This is a genomic window from Novosphingobium album (ex Hu et al. 2023), assembly GCF_022832385.1.
Lineage (GTDB): Bacteria > Pseudomonadota > Alphaproteobacteria > Sphingomonadales > Sphingomonadaceae > Novosphingobium > Novosphingobium album.
On the sequence record NZ_JALHLE010000002.1, the window covers coordinates 99,174 to 120,038 of the forward strand.

At 62.7% G+C, this 20,865-nt stretch carries 19 protein-coding genes and 1 other RNA gene; 7 read left to right on the forward strand and 13 right to left on the reverse strand.

Annotated features, from left to right (window positions below):
- Positions 1 to 36 precede the first annotated feature (36 nt).
- The 5 genes from MTR64_RS01675 to MTR64_RS01695 all read right to left on the reverse strand — a co-directional run bounded on the left by MTR64_RS01675 (position 37) and on the right by MTR64_RS01695 (position 6,128).
- Complete coding sequence (locus tag MTR64_RS01675) at positions 37 to 1,713, reverse strand: ATP-binding protein (protein WP_419144905.1); 1,677 nt, start codon at positions 1,711 to 1,713, stop codon at positions 37 to 39.
- A gap of 83 nt (positions 1,714 to 1,796) precedes the next feature.
- Positions 1,797 to 2,561 carry a TIGR02186 family protein gene (locus MTR64_RS01680; RefSeq protein WP_243990105.1) on the reverse strand — a complete coding sequence of 255 codons (765 nt, stop codon included), beginning with the start codon at positions 2,559 to 2,561 and terminating at the stop codon, positions 1,797 to 1,799.
- Entirely contained in the window at positions 2,558 to 3,472 is a 915-nt protein-coding gene (locus tag MTR64_RS01685) for a sulfite exporter TauE/SafE family protein (protein WP_243990107.1), read from the reverse strand. The genes MTR64_RS01680 and MTR64_RS01685 overlap by 4 nt, the downstream gene beginning before the upstream one ends.
- A gap of 47 nt (positions 3,473 to 3,519) precedes the next feature.
- Entirely contained in the window at positions 3,520 to 4,065 is a 546-nt protein-coding gene (locus tag MTR64_RS01690) for a hypothetical protein (protein WP_243990109.1), read from the reverse strand.
- A 641-nt stretch (positions 4,066 to 4,706) separates the two neighbouring features.
- On the reverse strand, positions 4,707 to 6,128 hold the full coding sequence (locus tag MTR64_RS01695) for a glycosyl transferase family protein (RefSeq protein ID WP_243990111.1): 1,422 nt from the start codon (positions 6,126 to 6,128) through the stop codon (positions 4,707 to 4,709).
- Positions 6,129 to 6,215: 87 nt separating this feature from the next.
- Here MTR64_RS01695 and nhaA point away from each other — a divergent pair, with 87 nt between their 5' ends.
- Positions 6,216 to 7,418, forward strand: a complete 1,203-nt coding sequence (nhaA, locus tag MTR64_RS01700) for a Na+/H+ antiporter NhaA (protein WP_419144903.1) — start codon at positions 6,216 to 6,218, stop codon at positions 7,416 to 7,418.
- A gap of 8 nt (positions 7,419 to 7,426) precedes the next feature.
- Here nhaA and MTR64_RS01705 read toward each other — a convergent pair whose 3' ends face one another.
- On the reverse strand, positions 7,427 to 7,858 hold the full coding sequence (locus MTR64_RS01705) for a VOC family protein (RefSeq protein ID WP_243990115.1): 432 nt from the start codon (positions 7,856 to 7,858) through the stop codon (positions 7,427 to 7,429).
- 140 nt (positions 7,859 to 7,998) lie between these two features.
- On the opposite strand from MTR64_RS01705, the gene MTR64_RS01710 reads away from it, so the two are divergent.
- Positions 7,999 to 8,709, forward strand: coding sequence for an SIMPL domain-containing protein (locus MTR64_RS01710; protein ID WP_243990261.1), 711 nt, complete (start codon positions 7,999 to 8,001; stop codon positions 8,707 to 8,709).
- An 81-nt stretch (positions 8,710 to 8,790) separates the two neighbouring features.
- Here the strand turns inward: MTR64_RS01710 and MTR64_RS01715 are convergent, their stop codons facing one another.
- On the reverse strand, positions 8,791 to 9,540 hold the full coding sequence (locus MTR64_RS01715; protein WP_243990117.1) for a TorF family putative porin: 750 nt from the start codon (positions 9,538 to 9,540) through the stop codon (positions 8,791 to 8,793).
- A gap of 239 nt (positions 9,541 to 9,779) precedes the next feature.
- Here MTR64_RS01715 and MTR64_RS01720 point away from each other — a divergent pair, with 239 nt between their 5' ends.
- Positions 9,780 to 10,574 (forward strand): metallophosphoesterase, encoded by a 795-nt coding sequence (locus MTR64_RS01720; RefSeq protein ID WP_243990119.1) that lies wholly within the window; start codon positions 9,780 to 9,782, stop codon positions 10,572 to 10,574.
- 16 nt (positions 10,575 to 10,590) lie between these two features.
- Here MTR64_RS01720 and rnpB read toward each other — a convergent pair.
- The 4 genes from rnpB to MTR64_RS01740 form a co-directional block, all read right to left on the reverse strand.
- An RNA gene (gene rnpB / locus MTR64_RS01725) (RNase P RNA component class A) lies at positions 10,591 to 11,023 on the reverse strand.
- A gap of 38 nt (positions 11,024 to 11,061) precedes the next feature.
- A complete protein-coding gene (locus MTR64_RS01730) occupies positions 11,062 to 11,766 on the reverse strand; it encodes an N-acetylmuramoyl-L-alanine amidase (protein ID WP_243990121.1) in 705 nt (234 codons plus the stop codon).
- Positions 11,767 to 11,799: 33 nt separating this feature from the next.
- On the reverse strand, positions 11,800 to 12,441 hold the full coding sequence (locus tag MTR64_RS01735; RefSeq protein ID WP_243990123.1) for a histidine phosphotransferase family protein: 642 nt from the start codon (positions 12,439 to 12,441) through the stop codon (positions 11,800 to 11,802).
- Positions 12,442 to 12,507: 66 nt separating this feature from the next.
- Positions 12,508 to 12,912, reverse strand: coding sequence for a Mov34/MPN/PAD-1 family protein (locus MTR64_RS01740; RefSeq protein WP_243990125.1), 405 nt, complete (start codon positions 12,910 to 12,912; stop codon positions 12,508 to 12,510).
- Between the two features lie 18 nt (positions 12,913 to 12,930).
- Here MTR64_RS01740 and MTR64_RS01745 point away from each other — a divergent pair, with 18 nt between their 5' ends.
- The 4 genes from MTR64_RS01745 (at position 12,931) to mtgA (ending at position 17,524) form a co-directional block, all read left to right on the forward strand.
- Complete coding sequence (locus MTR64_RS01745; RefSeq protein WP_243990127.1) at positions 12,931 to 13,875, forward strand: RluA family pseudouridine synthase; 945 nt, start codon at positions 12,931 to 12,933, stop codon at positions 13,873 to 13,875.
- A 98-nt stretch (positions 13,876 to 13,973) separates the two neighbouring features.
- Entirely contained in the window at positions 13,974 to 14,879 is a 906-nt protein-coding gene (gene rpoH, locus MTR64_RS01750; RefSeq protein WP_243990129.1) for an RNA polymerase sigma factor RpoH, read from the forward strand.
- Between the two features lie 144 nt (positions 14,880 to 15,023).
- Positions 15,024 to 16,781: a diguanylate cyclase gene (locus MTR64_RS01755; RefSeq protein WP_243990131.1), complete on the forward strand. Its 1,758-nt coding sequence runs from the start codon at positions 15,024 to 15,026 to the stop codon at positions 16,779 to 16,781.
- Positions 16,782 to 16,858: 77 nt separating this feature from the next.
- On the forward strand, positions 16,859 to 17,524 hold the full coding sequence (gene mtgA / locus MTR64_RS01760) for a monofunctional biosynthetic peptidoglycan transglycosylase (RefSeq protein ID WP_243990133.1): 666 nt from the start codon (positions 16,859 to 16,861) through the stop codon (positions 17,522 to 17,524).
- 3 nt (positions 17,525 to 17,527) lie between these two features.
- Here mtgA and MTR64_RS01765 read toward each other — a convergent pair whose 3' ends face one another.
- A complete protein-coding gene (locus tag MTR64_RS01765; protein ID WP_243990135.1) occupies positions 17,528 to 18,139 on the reverse strand; it encodes a carboxymuconolactone decarboxylase family protein in 612 nt (203 codons plus the stop codon).
- A 185-nt stretch (positions 18,140 to 18,324) separates the two neighbouring features.
- Positions 18,325 to 20,805: a TonB-dependent receptor gene (locus MTR64_RS01770; protein WP_243990137.1), complete on the reverse strand. Its 2,481-nt coding sequence runs from the start codon at positions 20,803 to 20,805 to the stop codon at positions 18,325 to 18,327.
- Positions 20,806 to 20,865 lie beyond the last annotated feature (60 nt).

Below are 20,865 nucleotides of genomic sequence, written 5' to 3' on the forward strand. Positions count from 1 at the left end.
ATGCGGTCCTCCCCGGCGCGCGGGGAGGAATGAAGGTCAGCGCCCCTGCGCGCGCCAGCGATGGACCGTACGCAGCACCATTTCCTCCTCGCCGCCTGAGCTGCTCCACAGCTCGGTGAACGAGGGGTCCGCCGAAGCCGGGCGCTTGTGTTCCTCGAGGTCGTCAAAGGACACGCGAATCGGGATCGCCACGCCCTCGCCGCAGATAATGCATTCGCGGTTGCGCAGGGCCGGGATGGAATCGAGGAAGCCGCGCGCGCCTTCGGGCATGGCGGCGCGCACGAAGGCCTGGTCGCGATCGTTGTTGAGGCGCATCGAGATGATCGTGCCGCACTGCGACAGAACGCCTTCGGCAAGGTCCGAAGGACGCTGCGTGATCAGGCCGAGCGAGATGCCGTACTTACGGCCTTCCTTGGCGATGCGCGACAGGATACGCCCGACAGAAGAGCCGTCGGCGTTCTTCTCGCTGGGCACGTAGCGGTGCGCCTCTTCGCAGACCAGCAGCACCGGCCGCGTCTTTTCCTCGCGCGCCCAGATGGCGAAGTCGAAGACAAGGCGGCTGAGCACGGCGACGACCGTGCTGGTGATGTCCGAGGGAACGCCCGAGACGTCGATGATCGAGATCGGCCGTCCGCACGAGGGCATGCGGAACAGCTTGGTGATGAAGCTCGCCATCGTATCGCCGACCAGCATGCCCGAGAACATGAACTGATAGCGCGGATCGCCCTTGAGCTCGTCGAGCTTGTTGCGAATGCGCAGGTAGGGCGCACTGGTGTGCCCCTTGTCGAGCTTGCCCATCTCGTTGTTGATGATGGTGCCGAGATCCGAGAGCAGATAGGGGATCGGTGAATCCACGGTAATCTTGCCCACCTGCTCGGCCAGCCGGTTCTTCGAACGCGCTTCGAGCAGGCACTTGGACAGGATCTCGGAATCGAGCTGCCGATCGTCGCCCCGCGAAGTCAGCAGGATCTCGCAGTGCTCCTCGAAGTTCATCAGCCAGTACGGCATCTGCAGGTTGGTGACGTCGAAGATCATGCCCGTGCTGCGGAATGCCGAAGCGTATTCACCGTGCGGGTCGACCATGATGATATGGCCTTCGGGCGCATGTTCGCAAATCCGGTGCAAGATCAGCGCCGCGCTGGTCGACTTGCCGGTACCGGTAGAACCGAGCAGCGCAAAGTGCTTGCCCAGCAGAGCGTCGACATAGAGGCCGGCACGGATGTCCTTGGTGGGATAGACATTGCCGATCTGGATCGAACTGCGCCCGTCGCTCGCATAGATCTGGCGCAAGTCCTCGCTGGTGGCCGGATAGACCAGCGCGCCGGGGATCGGGTAGAAGGTGACACCGCGGCGGAAACCATGGATACGACCCGTCAGGCGCTCTTCCTGGCCTTCGCCAAGAAAGTCCGCTTCCACGACAATGTCGCCGGGGCTGTGGGGATCCTGCTTCTGGTTGCGCACACTGGCGAGAAGCCAGCCGTTGCCGACACGGATCTTGACCTGGCTGCCGACCTTTCCGGACAGCGCAATCGACGGATCAGGATCACTGGATATCTCGTTCAGACGGTTGGCATCGAAAACGATCCGCGTGCCTGCACCGGCAATTTCCAGAACGACCCCAATCGGTGTCATCCCGTGATGAGCCGTCTGACGGCCCAAGGGGGTTTCGGCAGCCGTCACCTCGTGAGCCTTGTCGAAACCGTCAAGTCGCATCTGATCCATTCAACACCAGAATTTGGGGCACCTGATGCTGCGTAAATCGCCGGCGGTTAATTTACCCCTAAAGCCGCTCAACCTCAAACGAGTGCGAAAAGGCGCCCGGCCAGCCAGCCCATGCCCACCGACACGAATACGGCCAGGAGCCCGTAGGCAAAACCGTAATCCTGCGAAAAGTGGGCGATCGCCAGCTCGACGCCCAGCTTGCGCACTTCCACGTGACTGCTGGCCGAAGCCACAACGCGGCCCTTGGAGATGGCAAAAGTCTCCGCCGTGTAAGTCCCCGTCGGCACGCGAGAAGGCAGGCCGATGCGGGCCTGATAAAGCACCTGCTCGCTGACTTTCACCCCGCCTTCCTCCTCGCGGTAGAGGCCGTTGTGACGATTGAGATCGACCAGACCTGCCGCAAAGCGGGCCTGTTCCGCCGGGTTGATCGCCCCGATCGGCGAAAGCTGCAGCCACTTCAGCCCCAGTTCGTAGATCGCCGCAGTCTTGTCATCGACGATATCCGCGATTGGCCGGGTGGACGCGATGGCATAGTAGGACGGTGCGGAGCGGAGCTCGGTGCTGGCGGCGTTGAGCCAGATTCCGGCCACCTTCTGCTTCTCGCGAAGGACAATCGACTGCGTCGGTCCTTTGAGGACCACGACAATGTCGTAATCCTGCGCCGCGCGCGAACCTTCGGGTGTGAGGATGGCACCGAAGAGCAGCAGTTCGGTGCCGGTAAAGCCCTGCTGCAAGTCCACTTCGTGCTGCGAGACTTCCGGCACCAGGATCGGATCGCGCGCACCGCTCAGCAACGGCAGGGCGCAAAGCGCAAGCAGCGGGGCCAGCCAGCGCCTCACAGCGGCGCCATCGTGTAGATTTCGTCCGGCCGGTAGCCGAGCCCCAGCGCCATGCGCGCAGCGACCAGCAGCACGATCGCGGCCAGCAACAGGCGCAACTTCACCGGATTGGCCTTCTGCGAGAACATCGCACCGATCTGGGCTCCGGTGACCGACCCGAACAGCAGCAGCGACGCCAGGACGATGTCGATCGCATGGGTGGTGAGCGCATGCATCATCGTCGTCGCCATCGTCGTGAACAGAATCTGCCACAGCGAGGTACCGACAACGACATTGGCGCTCATGCCCAAGATATAGAGCATGGCTGGAACAAGGATGAACCCGCCGCCGATGCCCATCAGCATCGTCAGGATGCCCGTCCCCATACCCAGCAGGAGGGGCGCCAGCGGTGAAATGTAGAGGCCCGACCGGTAGAAGCGCCAGCGCATCGGCAGGCTTGCCACCATCGGGTGGTGCCGCCGCTTGCGCGCGGCAATGGGCACGCCGGAGCGCTCCGCACGGATCGCCTGGATGCTCTCTTTCGCCATCAGGCCGCCGATCGAGCCCAGCAGCAGCACGTAGAGAATGTTGATGACGGTATCGATCTGTCCGAGTTTTTCGAGCAGGTTGAAGAGGATTGCGCCGATGCCGGTGCCCAGAATGCCGCCGGCCACCATCACCGAGCCCATCTGATAGTCGACACCGCCACGCCGCGAATGCGCGAACACGCCCGACACGCTGGCACCGGTCACCTGGCTCGCGGCTGACGCAGCTGCGACTGTGGGAGGGATACCATAGAAGATCATCAACGGGGTCGTCAGGAACCCGCCGCCCACGCCGAATATGCCGGAAAGCAGCCCGGTGATCGCTCCCAGGGCAACGATGATCAGACCGTTGACCGAGAGGTTGGCAATGGGAAGATAGACATCCATTTCTGGGTCCTCGCTACCGCAGTGCGGCACGCGAGAAAAGGCGCGATTCAGAAACCTGCGGAAAGTGTTACAGCAGGCCCGGAACCGGGTGCCGCATCGCCAGCCGCACGAAAGCGCCAGTCCACGGCAATCCGGCTGAACACCCTCGCATTCAATGGCATTGTCACAACGGCAGACGGCCCCAGGTCAAGCCGCGAGGCGCCTTTCTGCACACCGCCCCAAACTCCGCCGCCAATGCGCAGCCCGCCGCGTCTCAATGGCATGATGCGCCGGTCGAGCCGTAATTGCCCATCAGCAAACGGTGTCGCGAAGCGGCCGCCGACATAGCCAGCCTGCAGATAGCTTTCAGCCCGCACGCCGAGTGGCAAGGCGAAGGGCGGTAACTCCGTGTAGGTCAGAACTGCAGGCTGCACGGTGGCTTGCCCCTGGTCTGTCAGGCGCCCTTCGACCGCGACGACAAGCGGAAGTTCCGGCAGAGGGCGTGCCGACACCCCCAGAGCCGCAGCCGTCTCGCGCTCCATACCCAGCGCAGCTGTCCCGCGCAGGTAGGCGGCCGGACGGAAGCGAGAGGCCGTATCGAGGCGGTATCGCAAAATTGCCCCTGCTTGACTGCCGCCGTAAACGGCGGGCAATGGACCATGCGATCGTGTCCCCCCGAGATCATGACGAAACAAGGCCCATGCGTCGGCCGACCAACGCCCCGCTGAGGCCCGGCCAATCGCAACTGGCGGCACGCCGCGAGGTACGGCGTCCAAACGCAACGGAGGTCCACCTGCACCTGCAAAGTGCGGCTGCCGGACGCGGTTCAAGCCATATGCCGGCGAGGATGCAGACATCAACATTCCCGCAGAAGCCCCCAAGCCCAGTGGATCTGCATACCACCCTCGGCCGCCAGCCCCCAAGAACCGGACCGGAGGCTGAGGCGTTCTTGCATCGTGTGCATGGCCGGAGGCTTTCCCAGCCACACCAATGAATGATTCGCCTGCAATCACGGGCCGATCATGGTCCGGAATTGCGGCAGCGAGCGCGTAAGTATCCATTCCCGGAAACGACTGCGGCCCACTTCTCCACGGCCCATCGGAACGGGTACGGTCAATTTGTGCGGATCCCGCTTCGGTCATGGCACCGCCAGCCAGCACTGGTGCTTCCCAGGTCGCAACCCTGCCTCCGATCCATCCGGCCAGCACCGCCAGAAGCGCAACGAGTGGCTGCCCACGCGGCTGGGTTGCCACCGTCACAGGGATGACGCCCTGCCGGTAGCAGCCGTCACCGGATGCGCCGCATGCTCGGTCTTGTCCCAACGGACAGCCGCACCGCGCAAAGTCCGCAAGTAGCTGGCGAAGGCCTTGCGGCCCGCGAGTATGGCGATGAAGTTGGCTACAGGCACGCGCACCACGGCCAGCAGCCCCTCAGTGACGCCATATTCGTGGGCCGTAAAGGCGAACCGGGCTACCAGCCGCCACGCAAGGCCGGCCAGGCAAAGCACCAGCATGACATGCAACAGCGGCGGAATGGCCATTGCGCGCCGCGCGCCCATCAGCCATGCGAGGCCCAGCAATCCCTCGATGACCACCAGGGCATAGCCGCAAGTCAACACAAGCGTGGCCAGCGGCCCGCGACGGTCGCGCACCACCATCCAAAGGTCGGCAATTCCCTTCCCCCAGCCGAGGCGGTCCCAGCCCTGAAATGCAATCCCGTGTACCCAACGCGCCTTCTGGCGCACCGCATCGTCGAGACGGGCGGGAAAATAGGCGCGCGTTGCCACGAGGCCGCCCTCTGCATCGCGAACCCGCAGGAAACGGGAGGTACCGCCTTCGCGCCAGACCAGTACGCCCAGTTCATAGTCTTCGGTCAGGCATTCGGCAGCGAAAGGTCCGGGACTCCCTTCGGCCTTACGCCGCCGGGCGATCCCGTCCATGATGTCCCGGGAGAATCCGCAGGCCACGCCCGCAGCCGGGATTGCCGCCCCCAGGGCATCGCGGACAACCAGGACCTTGGCATGGGATTCGGTGAACTCGTCCGAATAGTGGCCCGCCACCCAGGGCGATGCCGGCTGCGGTTCGGGCCTGACCGGCAGTTGTACGAAATCCGCAGCTGTCAGCCCGGCGTCGATGACCGCCAGTTCAGCCGGGTGGACCATGTCTTCGGAATCGTGCAGAACGACGCTGCGGAAGCGATATCCGCATCGGCGTTCATCGTCACACAAGGCGGTGTAAAGGCGATTGAGGCAATCCGCCTTGGTAGTCGGTCCGGCATTTTCGTGGATCACGATCCGGACGCGCGCATCTCCGCCCGCACCGGACATGGCTGCCGCGACAGTGCCCGGATCGTTGGAATAGCAACCGACGTAGAGGGTGAAGTCATCTTGCCGCCAGACAGACAAGGCATGACGCACCGTATGACCGATAACTTCGGCTTCCTGCCAGGCAGCAATCAGGATCGCGGCCCGGCCCTGCAAGGGTCTGGCTGCCTCGTCGCGCGAGATCGTCCGGACCCGCGCCTGGCCGGTCAGCTTCAGCCATATCCAGCAAATATCCACGCCGATGTCATCGATGGCTCCCAGGAGGAACCAGAACCCTGCGAACAGCAGCAGTTCCTGTTCGATGCATTGCGCGGCTGCGATGGCAATCTGGATAGCGTCAGTGGCCCCCACCACTCCCCTTTCCTGCATTCAGATGATATCAAGCCCTCAACTGGCCCGGCTTTGCCGGCCCTCTTCTGAAGAACACCCGAAATCACACATATGACCATGCCCAGACATTTTGCTAATAAATTAGCCAACAGTTTCACAAAGTTAATGGGCGGCGACGCCGCGTCAGGAATCATTCTCATTCTCGTTGCGGTATTGGCGATCATTTGCGCAAACACCGGATGGTCATACGCTTACCACGCACTATTCCATCATGAACTGTCGTGGACGCCGGTGCAGAAACTCGACACTTTGCACTTGTGGATCAACGACGCCTTGATGGCGGTGTTTTTCTTCGTCGTGGGACTGGAGATTAAACGCGAAATACTGGACGGTGAACTTTCCAGCGCGGCCAAGCGCCGCCTGCCGGTGCTCGCTGCCGCCGCCGGCATGGCGATGCCAGCGCTCATCTATCTGCTCGCCGCGGGAACCAGTCAGCCGGTCCAGCGAGGCTGGGCCATTCCGGCCGCGACGGACATCGCCTTCGCCGTCGGCGTGCTGGGACTGCTGGGTAACCGCGTTCCGCCAGCCCTGCGGCTGTTCCTGCTGACTGTCGCCATCGTCGATGACCTTGGGGCCGTGGCGATCATCGCGTTGTTCTATACCGCGCAGATCAAGTTCGCCTGGGGCATCGGCGCGCTGGTCTTCCTTGGCGGCCTGATCCTGCTGAACCGGCGCAAGGTGTTCAGCCTGCCGCTCTACCTCGTGCTTGGTTTCGGCCTTTGGTACTGCGTACTCTATTCGGGCATCCACGCGACGATCGCCGGTGTCGTCTTCGCTTTCACCATTCCGCTCAAGCTGTCGCCCAAGGGAGACAGCATGCTGTTGCGTCTCGAGCACGCGCTGGCGCCATGGAACAGCTACCTGATCGTTCCGCTGTTCGGCTTTGCCAATGCGGGCGTGGCGCTGGGCGGGATTGGCCTGTCCGGCCTGCTTGATCCAGTACCTCTGGGTATCGCACTTGGCCTGTTCCTGGGCAAGCAACTGGGGATCTTCGCAGCCATCGTGACAGCCGACCGGATCGGCTTTGCGCCGCGACCCTCCGGGGCAAGCTGGATGCAGCTATGGGGAATGGCGGTGCTGTGCGGGATCGGCTTCACCATGAGTCTGTTCATCGGCGCCCTCGCCTTCCCCCGCCACCCGCTGCTGGTCGAGGAAGCCAAACTGGGCGTGCTGTTCGGCTCGCTGCTGTCCTCCTTGCTGGGGTACGCCATCCTGCGTCTGGCCAAGGCGCCGGAGGCACCCCGGCCAGACTGAAGGCGGCCCTACCAGACGCCCACGTTGGGCATGCTGGCCCAGGGTTCGGCAGGCTCCAGCTTGCCGTCCTGCAGCAATTCGATCGAAATCCCGTCAGGCGTGCGGATGAACGCCATATGGCCGTCGCGCGGCGGCCGGTTGATGGTCACACCGGCGTCCATCAAACGCTGACAGGTGGCATAGATGTCATCGACCCGGTACGCGAGGTGGCCGAAATTGCGGCCGCCCGTGTACTCTTCCGCCGAGCCGTCGTCCGGCGGCCAGTTGTAGGTCAGCTCGACTTCGACATCCTCCTGCCCTTCGGGCGCGAGGAAGATGAGCGTGTAGCGCCCCTTCTCATCGGAAAACCGGCGGGTTTCCTTCACGCCGATCAGCTCGAAAAAGCGGATCGTCGCGTCCGGATCGGTTACGCGGATCATGGTATGGAGGTATCGGGTCACGGAATCACTTCCTCAGTTCATCGACAAAAAAGAACGGTTCATCGTGCATACAGCCGCATGGCGGCATCTCATGCACACCCACAGGGAGAGCTGCCATGTCCGACGATAGCCCAGAGACCAGCCACCGTTCCAGCCTTACCATGCGCGGTTTCGCAACACCGCGCTTGATCGTGAGTTCCGTAATTCTTGCAGCTGGCATGATCGCCGGCGGATACATGCTGGGCGACGGGCTGAAGCGCGCGCACCGCGCAGACCGCGCCGTGACGGTGCGTGGCCTTGCAGAACGCGAAGTGACCGCGGACCTTGCGACCTGGACCATCACATATTCCGCGACAGCTGGCGACCTTTCGTCGGCACAGGCCAGTGTCGATCACGACACCACGCAGATCCGGGCTTTCTTCCGCGAGCTGGGCTTTCCAGCCGATGCCCTTCAACCAACCGGGGTGAACGTCTCACAGTACAAGGACAACGGAGTCCCGAATTTCACCGTGCGCCAGCGCGTGACGCTTCGCACGCACGACATCAAGCGTGCCGAGGATGCCGTGCGCCGACAGTTTGACCTGGTCCGCCGAGGCGTCATTCTCGAGGAAGGCTCGGGAATGTCCTACACCTTCACCAAGCTCAACGACATCAAGCCGGACATGGTCGCCGCGGCCACGAAGGACGCACGTGCAGCGGCCGAGCTGTTTGCCAAGGACAGCGGTGCGGAAGTGGGCGCCATCAAAAGCGCCACACAAGGCTACTTCTCTATCGACGCCCGTGATGGCGATTCCGGCGGAGGCTGGGGTGTATCCGATACGCCCTACAAGAAAGTGCGCGTCGTCACGACGATCGACTTCTATCTCAAGTAGATATTGACTCAGAAAGATAAAACCCGTCCGGATCGCTCCGGACGGGTCCTCCTGCGAAACAGGTTTCGCGTGTTCGTTCGATCAGAACGAAGCGGTCAGCGTACCGACCACGGTGTCGTCGGTGAAGCCGTCGACGCTCGGACCGGTCACACCGATGTACGACACGCTAACCGAAAGCGGGCCAAACACCGTCGCCGAGGCGCCGATCGACCAGTCCCAGCCCGTGCGGTCATCCAGACCGTTCAGGAATTCCGGAGCGAGAACACCATCGGTGTAACCGATGTGGCCCGAAACTGTGAGCGGGGTGTCGGGGATCGCGACATCAACATTGCCGTAGAGATACAGGTTGTCGTCGTGGCCGAGACCCTTCTGCTTCCAGTCATAGGCCACGCCGACCTTGACGGTCGCCGGACCGATATCGCCCGAAAGCGATGCGTAGGGCTCCCAGTAGTTCGCGTCACCGACATGACCGCTGGGATAGACGTAGTAGAGCAGGCCCGCATCAAGCGTCAGGCCCGACGTGACTTCGCCCGACCAGCCGGCGAGGATGTCCAGTTCCTGCTGACCGTAGACGTCACCACCGTTGATCGATGACGACCAGGTGCTGACATAGAGGCCCGATTCATGCGCCACGGTGATGCCGCCCTGGATGGCCGGATCGCCGCTCGACAGCGAAACGCCGCGGAAACGGTAGTCGGTGGTCAGCGCAACGTTGCCCGAGATGGTGATTGCGGCCGGTGCGTCAGCCTCGTCGGCGAATGCCGGAGTGGCGGCAAGCGCGGTACCCGCAAGAAGAGTTGCGGCAATGGCGCCGCGGACGGACATGGTCATATTTATTCCCTCACAATTTTTTTCAATGCCTCGTCCCACCTGCATCTGCCGTGCCGTGCCTCGTGGCGGGCCGGTTCGCGACAGCACAATAATGCTGCAACGCACCACAGTGGCGCACAAGGAAAATTTCAATTCAGAGACAATCTGGAAACAATGTGTGGACTTTTTGTCACTATTGCACGCATCCGCGCGCATCTCTTGTTTTGCAATGGACCGACTCGTATACCGCATCACAACGAATGCTTGCGAAATTCAGAAACCTGCTGGCTCGTTCATCCGCAACGAAGCCCCGTTCGGTACCCGCCGGAGAGCGCGTTTACGCAATCGGCGACATTCACGGACGCATCGACCTTTTCGAGAATCTGATCCGCCTGATCGAGGATGATGATGCCGCGCGGCGCCCTGCCCGCACAACAGTTGTCCTGCTCGGCGACCTCGTCGATCGCGGGCCGGACAGCGCAGCCGTGGTCGCTCGCGCCCGCGACTGGGGACGGACGCGCAAGATCGAATATATCCAGGGCAACCACGAGGAAATGCTGCTGTCCAGCCGCAGCAAGATCGACGCGCTGCGCGGCTTCGTGCAGTTCGGAGGGTGCGAGACGATCCAGTCTTACGGCGTCGATGCCGAAGCGATATTTGCGGCCGATTTCGAAGAACTGCAGGCACTGATGAACGCGGCCATCCCACAGGATGACGTCGATTTTCTCTCCAGCTTCCAGAAGATGGTCCGGATCGGTGACTATCTGTTCGTCCACGCCGGCATCCATCCTGACACCCCGGTCGAGGACCAGACCGGGCGAGACTGCCGGTGGATCCGCGAGCCGTTCCTCAGCTACAAGGGTGATTTCGGCGCCTGCATCATCCACGGCCACACGATCACGGAGCAGCCGGACGTACGCCATAACCGGATCGGCATCGACACCGGCGCGTTCCTGCACGGCACCCTTACCGCGATCGGCCTCGAAGGCACGGATCGCTGGTTTCTGCAGGCCCACCACGATGCTGCAGCTGGCGAAGCCAGCGTAGCAGCCTGATCCATCTCCGAAGGAATATGCCGGGGAGCCTGTAAGCCGGGTTCTGTACCTGGCGTGGTCTCCCAAAACAGGGACCTTACGCCGCGGTGGCAGCCATTCCTCTTGGCGGTGCATTGCTGCATCGCTCCAGCGACCAACCCGGGCTGCCTGGGTTCGAAACCGACCCGCCATCGGAAGATGGCCAGCAGCCCCTATTCGGTCTTGCTCCGGGTGGGGTTTGCCATGCCGCTTTCCGTTACCGGAAGCGCGGTGCGCTTTTACCGCACCCTTTCACCCTTGCCTGTGCCTGCAAGAGGCCATCGGCGGTTTGCTCTCTGTGGCACTTTCCCTGAGCTTCGGCAGGCCTGAGAACCTCCCTCGCCCGGCGGGCGTTACCCGCCACCCTTGTTTCGTGGAGCCCGGACTTTCCTCGGCATTCTTGCGAATGACGCGGCTGCCCGGCTCCCCGGCGACGCGTGCCCTAGCACGAATTTCGGATAAGGGAAGCTTACCGTGCGCGGCCCGTATCGCGCTCCAGCAGAAGTTCAAACAGGATGCCGCCGATTTCGCCGTCGATCTCGCCATCGATGAACATCGGTCGCCAGCGCCGCTGGAACGCCCGCACCGCGGCGCGGCCATCCGCGATGTCGTAACCGAAGCGCTCCAGCGCAAGATAGAACGCGCCGGGATTGTCGTAGAACAGGTTCATCTTCGCGGCCGGGATGTCGAGCGCGAGCCCCAGTTCGCCGAGGCGGTGCCAGTCGAAATATTCGCCCGGGTCCTGCTTGCGCGCGGGCGCAATGTCGGAATGGGCAACGACATTGGCACGCGGGATGTCGTGCCGGTCCATGATGTCCGCGAGCAGCGGCAGCAGCGCATCCATCTGCGGTTCCGGGAAAGGCCGGTAACCGAATTCGTGCCCCGGATTGGCCAGTTCGATACCGACACTGGCCGAGTTCACGTCGGTAATCCCGCGCCAGTAGGACTGGCCGGCGTGCCAGGCCCGTTTTTCCTCGGGCACCAGCGAGGTGACAATGCCTTCCTCGTCGATCAGATAATGCGCAGAGACTTCCGCGGCGGGATCGCACATGCGCTGCAGCGCCTCTTCGGCGCTCTTCATGCCGGTATAGTGCAGCACCACCATTGAGACGGGCAGTTTGCGCTCGTTCCAGTTGGGCGATTCGACAATGCGGTTAACCAGCCAGCGGTTCATCGCTCTTGCCTCCCGCCCATGCCGTTCGCTCCCTCAGGCTCCGGGAAGGACCGCGCCGAGGACCAGCGCATCTTCCGCAAGAACATATTGCAGCTCGCCCCCCTGCTCTCCGGCCAGCTGTTGGATCATCGCGGCCGGCGCGGTGCGGCTGGAAAGATCTCCGGGCGGCAAGGAGCCTTCAAGTGCCCGGCCAATGTCCCGGTCGAATGCTATGCGCTGCCCAGCGGCGCGCACAACGATTTCGGACGTGCCATCGCGAAATTCAGCAGCGATATCCAGCGTGCCACCGCGGGGCAGTGCCTCCATGCCGAACAGGGCGAAATTGAGCAGGACCTTGATCGCGGGCTTGGGCAGCGAGTCGCTCGAAAGGGCCCAGTTGAGGACGATCCGGGCATTGTTGGCCACCAGACCGTCGACCAGCACGCGCGCCTCGCTGACGGGCACCATCTCGCCGAAACCGCCCGCCGCACCGAACGCGAGACGGAAGAACTTGAGCTTGTCGGCGGAAATCCGTGCGCTCTGGTCCAGCAGCTCGAAACAGCGCTGGCGCATCTCCGGATCCTTCTCGTCCGCCAGCAACTCCAGCCCGTTCGACAGGGCGCCGACCGGGCTGAGCATATCGTGGCAGAGACGCGAACACAGGAGACTTGCAAGTTCGAGCGAGCTCGTGGTCATGAAACAGGCGCTTTCCATTCTCTTGGCTGACCGGGGCCGATATCAGCTTTGCTACGCAAGGTCCCCTCAAACCATGCGAAAGGTCAATTCCCGGAAACCATTCCCGCTATCGCGCCAGAAAGCAACATGCCCGCCAGCAATGATCGCCCAGATCCGCAAATCGCCGGTGGAATGTTCGCAATCCACGGCGGACGGCACCGGATGACCCACCGGATGCGAGTGGTAATAGCCCAGCACTTGCGGCGCTCCCGTCCGCGCGGCCTTGTGTGCGGCCAGCAGGGCAGCGGGATCGATTTCAAATCGCAGGCGCGGCTGATCAGAGACATTGACAGCCTGCATGGCAGCCTCGATGCGCGCTTCCCCTCCCGGTTCGCCGCAGCCCAGCAGCAGCCCGCAGCATTCTTCCGGCGCGGCGCGCTCCGCTTCGGCGCGCAGTGTTGCCAAAACACCACTTGTCACTTCGATAACCATCCCCAAATCCTAACCAAGATGGGGGGAAACGGAAACATCATCGAAGGCCGGATCGGCGATACCGGCGGACGGCTCGACAAGGCACTGGCCGAGGCGAGCGGGCTGTCGCGCGAGCGGGTGAAAGCGCTGATGGGCGAAGGCCGCGTGTCGCTGGCGGGCAAGCGGGCGTCGCAGGCTTCGTTCAAGGCCGAACCTGGCACGCCTTTCGCGATCACCGTGCCCGAAGCCGCCCCCGCCGAAGCGGTGGCGCAGGACATTCCCCTTCAGGTCGTGTTCGAAGATGAGCACCTGATCGTCGTGGACAAACCCGCCGGGCTGGTCGTCCATCCCGCTGCCGGAAACCTTGACGGCACGCTGGTGAACGCCCTGCTGCACCATTGCCGCGGCCAGCTTTCGGGGATCGGCGGCGTCGCACGCCCCGGCATCGTCCACCGCATCGACAAGGACACCTCGGGCCTGCTCGTCGTCGCCAAGACCGACCGCGCGCACGAGGTGCTGGCCGCCCAGTTCGCCGACCATTCGATCGAGCGCGCCTACAACGCCGTCGTCGGCGGGCGTCCGATCCCCGCGTCCGGAACTGTAACCGGAGCGATCGCCCGTTCGAATACCAACCGCAAGAAGATGGCGCTGGTCGAGGACGGACGAGGAAAGCACGCAGTGACGCACTTCAGGACCCTGGAACTGCTGAAAGGCGCGACCCTGATCGAATGCCGCCTGGAGACGGGGCGCACCCACCAGGTGCGCGTTCACATGTCGTCAATCGGCCATGCGCTATTGGGAGACCCTGTCTATGGACGTACACCTTCAGCGATTCGCCCGATCCTCCAGAGGCTCGAATTTTCTCGCCAGGCGCTTCACGCCGCGGAACTCGGCTTCATCCATCCCGTTAAGGGGGAGAAGGTCCACTTCGTCAGCCCGATTCCCGACGATATGCGGACACTGATCGACGAATTGCGACACTGAAATCGGTTTTATGTGCTATCATGAAAAGGTGGCCACAAGCTAAGATGCCTAGCAAGGGTCTTTGACCGCTGGCCGACCTAGAAAGGACGGAAAAGATAGTGAGCACCAAGCAACGCAACCTCCCCGCGGTACCCGCACTGGGTGGCGAGCAGAGCCTCAACCGCTACCTCTCCGAGATTCGCAAGTTCCCCGTGCTGAAGCCCGAGCAGGAATACATGCTCGCCAAGCGCTATCAGGAACACGAGGATCCCGAAGCTGCCGCGCAGCTGGTAACCAGCCACCTGCGCCTCGTCGCGAAGATCGCGATGGGTTACCGCGGCTATGGGCTGCCTGTCTCTGAACTCATCTCCGAGGGCAACATCGGCCTGATGCAGGGCGTGAAGAAATTCGAACCCGACCGGGGCTTCCGCCTCGCTACTTATGCGATGTGGTGGATCAAGGCCTCGATTCAAGAGTTCATCCTGCGCTCGTGGTCGCTCGTGAAGATGGGCACCACCGCCGCGCAGAAGAAGCTGTTCTTCAACCTGCGCCGCATGAAGAAGAACCTCGACGCCTACGAGGATACCGACCTGCACCCCGAAGACGTCGCCAAGATCGCGACCACACTGGGCGTTTCGGAAACCGAAGTCGTCAACATGAACCGACGCATGATGATGGGCGGCGATGCCTCGCTTAACGTCTCGCTGCGCGAGGAAGGCGAAGGCCAGTGGATGGACATCCTGCAGGACGATGGTCCGCTGCAGGATGAAATCGTGGCCGAGGCCGAGGAAAAGACCGTCCGCCATGACATGCTGGTCGAGGCGATGGACGCGCTCAACGATCGCGAGCGCGACATCCTTACCGAACGCCGCCTGACTGACGACCCCAAGACGCTCGAGGAATTGAGCCAGGTCTATAACGTCAGCCGCGAACGCGTGCGCCAGATCGAAGTGCGCGCATTCGAAAAGCTCCAGAAGGCCATGAACCGCATAGCGGGCGAGAAAAGGCTTATTCCCGCCGTCTGACATACTGTCATCCCGGGAATTTCGAGACCGGGCTGCCTTGGGGCAGCCCGGTTTTTCTTTGTCCTCACAAGCTGCAGAAAACTGGGGAAATCACACCAGGTTTAATAATTTGTAAGGCATAAATGTGCCATTTCCAGCGCTGCTATGGCTGCCCGCTTCTTTGCCTGGAAACGCCTGTCAGGTGTCTTGTCCATACTTGCCACCCTGATCCTGTGGAGTGGCTGGGCCGGTGCCGCCGCAGCCGAAGACGTGCTGATCCCGTCCTCCTTGTGTCATGCGGTTTCGCAAACCATGACAAAGCCCCAGACGACGCCGCCCGGCTTCACTTGCAAGGGCAAAGCCTCCGGTTACCAGGCGGGCAGTGTCTGGCTGCGTACACGCGCAAATCAGCACGGCATCGATCCGAACGACCTGGTGCTCAAAGTGCACAGTTCACGGTTCGACCGGCTTGAAGTGGCTTTCACATACACTGATGGGCGCGTCATCTATCAGCACGTCCGCGGCGGCGACTTCGGCACGCATTGGCGCACCGGCGGGCAAATCGCCTTTGAAGCCCCCGTGCGCGACGCACCCGTCCGGTTCGTCACCATGCGGTTCGACCGGCTGGCGAGCGTCAACCTGCTGCGCATGAGGCTGTTGAGCCGCGGCGAAGCCGCGATCCAGTCCATTGCACTGGCGATCTGCGTTACGGCGGCGCTCACGCTGCTGCTGCTCGGCGCGGTCTACAACACATCGCTGGCTCTGGCGCTGCGACGGCAATTTCCTGTCTGGCAGGCGGCCTGGGCCGGAAGCGTTCTGCTATGGGGCGTGATCTGGTCGCAGCTGGGCCTGTTGATCGTGCCGCAGATGGCCGGCACCTTGTCCTCCCAGACCTGTACAATGCTGTCATGCCTAGCGGTGACATTCGCCGCCTGCAGCGCGATCACCGCACTCGATGGTCCCGAACTGTCGCGCGCCGCGCGCTGGTTTACACTGGGGCTCGCCGGCTTCGTCAGCCTTCTGGGCGTCCCCATGTCCTTGATGCGTTCGGGGCCCATCGACGCGGCCGCGCTGGCGCTCGGCATTACCATCATCGCGCTGCTGGTCTGCGTTGCGGGATGCCTCATCTGGGCCTGGCGGCACGGCAGCATCGAGGCCCGCTCGTTCGCCGGCGCATGGTCGATTCCCATTTTGACCCTTGGCGGCATCGAGTTCATCGATACCCGCACGATCTTCTGGGGCGGCGGATCGCAATTGCTGATCCTGTTCGCGGCGGCCTGGCAGACTGTCTGGCTGGCCGTGGCAGCTTCCCGGACCCATGCCCATATGCGTATCGAGCATGATCGCGCACGACAGGCCGAAGCTCAGGCGCACGAACTGGCCCGGCGCGATCCGCTGACCGGGCTGCGCAACCGGCGCGGCTTCGTCGAAGCCGTCGCCCCCATGCTGGAACTGGCTCATTCGGGCAGTAGCCCGGCTGCCCTGCTGCTCTTCGACATCGACATGTTCAAGCGCATCAACGACACCCACGGCCACGATGCCGGTGACACGGTGCTGGCCACCATCGCCCGCCGCATCGAGCGCTGGGAAGGCCCGATGTGCAAGGTCGCCCGCCTGGGTGGCGAGGAATTCGCGCTAATGACCACCGGCATGGACGGTTTCGCGCTGGAACAGTTCGCCGAAAGCGTGCGCATGGGCATCGCCGCCTGCGATCATCACGAAGCCATCGGCCCCGGAACCGTGACCGTCAGCATCGGTGTCGCCCAGGCCGACGAGGACAGCGATTTTCGCGAACTCTACCGGCTCGCGGACGAGGCGCTCTATCGGGCCAAGCGGCTGGGCCGCGACCGCGTCATGTTCCATTCGCCCGGTCAGCCCCCGTCCGCCTCCATCGGCGGCGTGCAGGTGTCCACGCTGCATTGAATGCCGCGCCATTGCCAGACGGCGGGAACAGGCTCTAGAGATCGCAACGTCACCAACACTCGGGTTCTCGCCAGTTCATGCGCTTCATCGCCAGGATCATCGTCTGGTTTCTCGCCATCAGCGTCGGGCTGACCGTGCTCTACCGCTTCGTTCCGCCTCCGGTGACATTCACCATGCTGACCGACGGCAACGGCATTGCAAAGGACTGGCAGCCGCTGAGCCGGATCGACCGCAACATGGTCGCCGCCGTTGTAGCCGCAGAAGACGGGAAATTCTGCAGCCACAGCGGCTTCGACACCGATGCCATCGAAAAGGCGATGGAGCGCAATGCCCGAGGCAAGCGCCTGCGCGGCGGATCGACGATCAGCCAGCAGACCGCCAAGAACGTCTTCCTGTGGCAGGGAGAGGGCTGGACCCGTTACTTGCGCAAGGGGCTGGAAGTCTGGTTCACATTCCTGATCGAGCACTTGTGGGACAAGCGGCGGATCATGGAAGTCTACCTCAACGTGGCCGAGACAGGCATCGGCACTTATGGCGTGGAGGCCGGTGCACAGCGCTATTATGGCAAGTCGGCCGCACGGCTGACGCCGCTGGAAGCCGCCCGCATTGCCGCGGCCCTGCCCAGCCCCAAGACCCGCAGTGTCAAGAACCCGGCCGGCTTCACCCGCCGTTACGGCAATACCATCGCCGCCCGTATCGGCACCGTGAAGCGCGACGGCTACGACGCCTGCGTCTACGAGTAGGCCTCAGCGCGCAGCGAGGCCTGCCGGGTTGTTTTCGGTAAGCCGGCTGCGCAGTGAATTCTGCAGGAACGCCGTCAGCACATAGTGGCCGACCAGCATCGGCAGTTCCAGCAACTGCCGCTCGTCAAGGTGCTGCGCGAGCACGCCCCACACTGCGTCGCTGATCATAGCATCGCTGTGCAGATCGTCGGCGGCCTGCATCACGGCGCGGTCAAGCTCCCCCCACCCCGGCGCCTCGGGGCCTTCGGTGATCCGTTCGATCTCGTCCGGGGTGAACACCTTGCCCCGCGTGGCCTTGACATGCTCGCCCCACAGATAGGGGGCGCCATAGAGCCAGCCGGTCCGCAGGATCGCCAGTTCGCGCACCCGGTCAGGCAGCGCACTGCGGATCGAGGCGGCGACGCCGAGATCGATGTAGCCGGCAAAGAACTCCGGGCTATGGGCGAGCGTTGCAAAGAACGGCGCCAGCGGCATGCCCTCGGGATAGCCATAGAGCACGCGCAACTGCTCCATCGCCGCAAAGTGCCGTTCGTCGAGTTGGTCCTCGCTCAGGAATGGCAAGCGTTCCCTGGCCCCCGTCACCTGCTTGGTTCGCTCGGCGGCGTCCCACGGCATTACCTCGTCTCCCTCATCCCCCGCGCGATTTACGCGTCTGGATCAAGGCTATCGCAGGCGAGCGCCCCGGGGAAGCGGGGCAACTGCCATTACCGCCAGAGGGATGCAGCGTTACCCCGGACAGCAAAAAGGGGAGAAACCTTGCGGTTCCTCCCCCGATTGTTCTGGGGCTCCGATCGGTAGGATCAGAAACCGACAACCAGCGTGCCGCTGATCGCGCGCGGCGCTCCAATGTTGCCGTATGACGAAGAGGTCGTCAGACCGCCCGAAACCGAGCCGTAATAGACTTCGTCGAACAGGTTGGTGATGTTGAGCTGCACGTAGCTCTTCTCCAGCCCATAGTTCTCAAGCGAGAAGCGCACGTCGAGATCAGCCACCGTGTAGCCCTTCAAGGTCACGGTGTTGATGTCGTTCAGGAAGCGCGCGCCAGTACGCTTGACCTGGAAGCCCAGCTCGACCGGCCCCAGCGTGCCCTGCACGCGAGCGCCGTAGGTGTACTTCGGTGCACCTCGCTCACGCTTGCCGTCGGTCGTCACGTAAGCCACGCCGTCGCTAACGTAGCACGAGTCGCCAAGCGAGCTGCTGCACGTGTCGCCGTAGATCGTATCGCTCTTGATGTCCGACTTCAGGTAAGAACCGAAAGCATAGACAAGGATCGGCTTGATCGGACGCCAGGAAATGCTGCCGTCAACACCGTACTTGTCGACCTTGCCGAGGTTTGACGTGATGTTGCAGTCACACTCGACGTTGTAAGCCGAAGCCAGACGGTTGTTGTAGGTGTTGTACCAAGCAGCGACCTGAGCCTGGATATTACCTGACTGGTAGCGGAAACCCAGGTCAAAGGCGTCGGACGTTTCCGGGGTCGGCTTCGAACGCGCGTCCGACTTGGGGTAATAGATCGCCCCGTAGAGGTCGTCGGTCCCAGGCACCGAGAGGTTCTTGGCGTAGCTGACAAACACACTCGCTTCCGGGGTGAACTTGTAGGTCAGGCCAAGGGTCGGCAGGAACTTCTTGTAGTTCAGCGTCCGCGATTCAGGGGCCACGCTATCGGGATTAGCGGCAAGATAAGCAGCCGCGTCTGCCGACGCCACGCAGTCGCCATAGCCATCGCCCGGGCTTGTGTTGAAGCAGTACTGATTGAGCTCACGCTGGAAGAACGGCATGCGGGCGCCGATCTGCACGATCAGGCTATCGTCCACGAACGAACCTCGATACTCGGCTGAGATCTGGTTCAGCATGGCGATCGACTTGCGGTCACGCTTGTTGAGCATGAAGCCGTCGGCCGTGAAGATCGGATCGTTGACCGGGAACACGTCATACGGCTCGCCGTTCGACTGCAGAAGGCCGATCTGGCCGCTCTGGCGGTGCTTCGCACGATCGAATGTGTACGACAGGCGAACACGGTTCTGGTCGTTGATGTCGTAGGCCAGGTTCGCGATCACACCGATGCGGTTGGTCTGGGTCTGGCTCGGCGAGAGAACGCGAACCCTGTCCAGCAAGTCGCCGTCACCGTTGAGGTCGACACCCGCATAATAACCGCCGCCAATCTGGCCGAGCAGGCCATCGGCATTGGCATATTCATATGCAGTCGACGTGCCGCCGCCATTCGCCTTTACATACTGATAGTACGGTTCGACGTTGAGGATCAGGTTGTCGGCCAGCGTGAACCGCGAAGCAACGCGGATGTTCCCGGTATTTGAAGGGTTATAACGGCGTTCGAACGGTGAACCGCAGCTGTTCGGGCTGTCGGCGACACCGGCCTCAGGTGTATCGGTGGTGCACGGCGTGCCGTCATACAGATCGTAGAAACGGCTGGCCGGCGTAAGATCGACCGTATTCCTGTAGGGCGAACCGTTGAAGTTGTTACGGTTCTGGTTGTAGTGGCCGGCGATCGAGATGAAGTCACCGTTGTCGCCGATCGGCTGGTAGATCTTGCCGTTGTACTGCTGCTTGTCGACGCCGCCGTAGTTCGAGAAGGACGAATCGTTGCGGGCTGACGAGGCCGAGAACCAGGCCTTCGTGCCGAACGGCGTGAACACGCCGGTCTGGATCATGCCGAACACGCGGTAGTACGGGCGGCTGCCCGGATCACCGCGAGCAATGATGTCACCGTAAGTGGCGCTGACCATCGCGCCCATTTCGTCGGTAGCGTCGAGTGAGCGGATGTTGATCGTGCCGCCGGCGGCCGAAGCGGTCGGGCTGTCGACGTCGGTCGAACCGAGACTGACGGTCGCGGATTCGATGACTTCGGGATCGAGCATCTGGTTTGTGTAGAGCGCGTAGTTGCCCGAGTCGTTGAGCGGGATGCCGTCAACGGTCTGCGAGATACGGTCCGAGCCGAAACCGCGAACAGTGAAGCTGCCGCCCAGCGAACCCCAGGGGTCATTGTTGGTGAAGCTGACGCCCGGAACCAGGTTCAACGTTTCGTTGATGGTCTGGCCGGCGGTCTGATGCTGGATCAGTTCCTTGGTGATGGCAACTTTCGCCTTGGGCGTCTGGGGCACATCGATGCCGCCGACGGCAGTTTCACGCGCGCCGGTCACGACGATCGCATCGCCCTCGAACTCGGCCGAACCGGTCGACTGTGCAAATGCGGGAACGGCGAGGAAAGCGGTGCCGACGGCCAGCGTGCTGGTCGCGGTCTTGAAAACGGAATGGAACTTCATTCTAGCCCCCTGAGGTCTTGAGACTGGGTGGACACAAAGTGCAGCGATGTGGTTATTGCC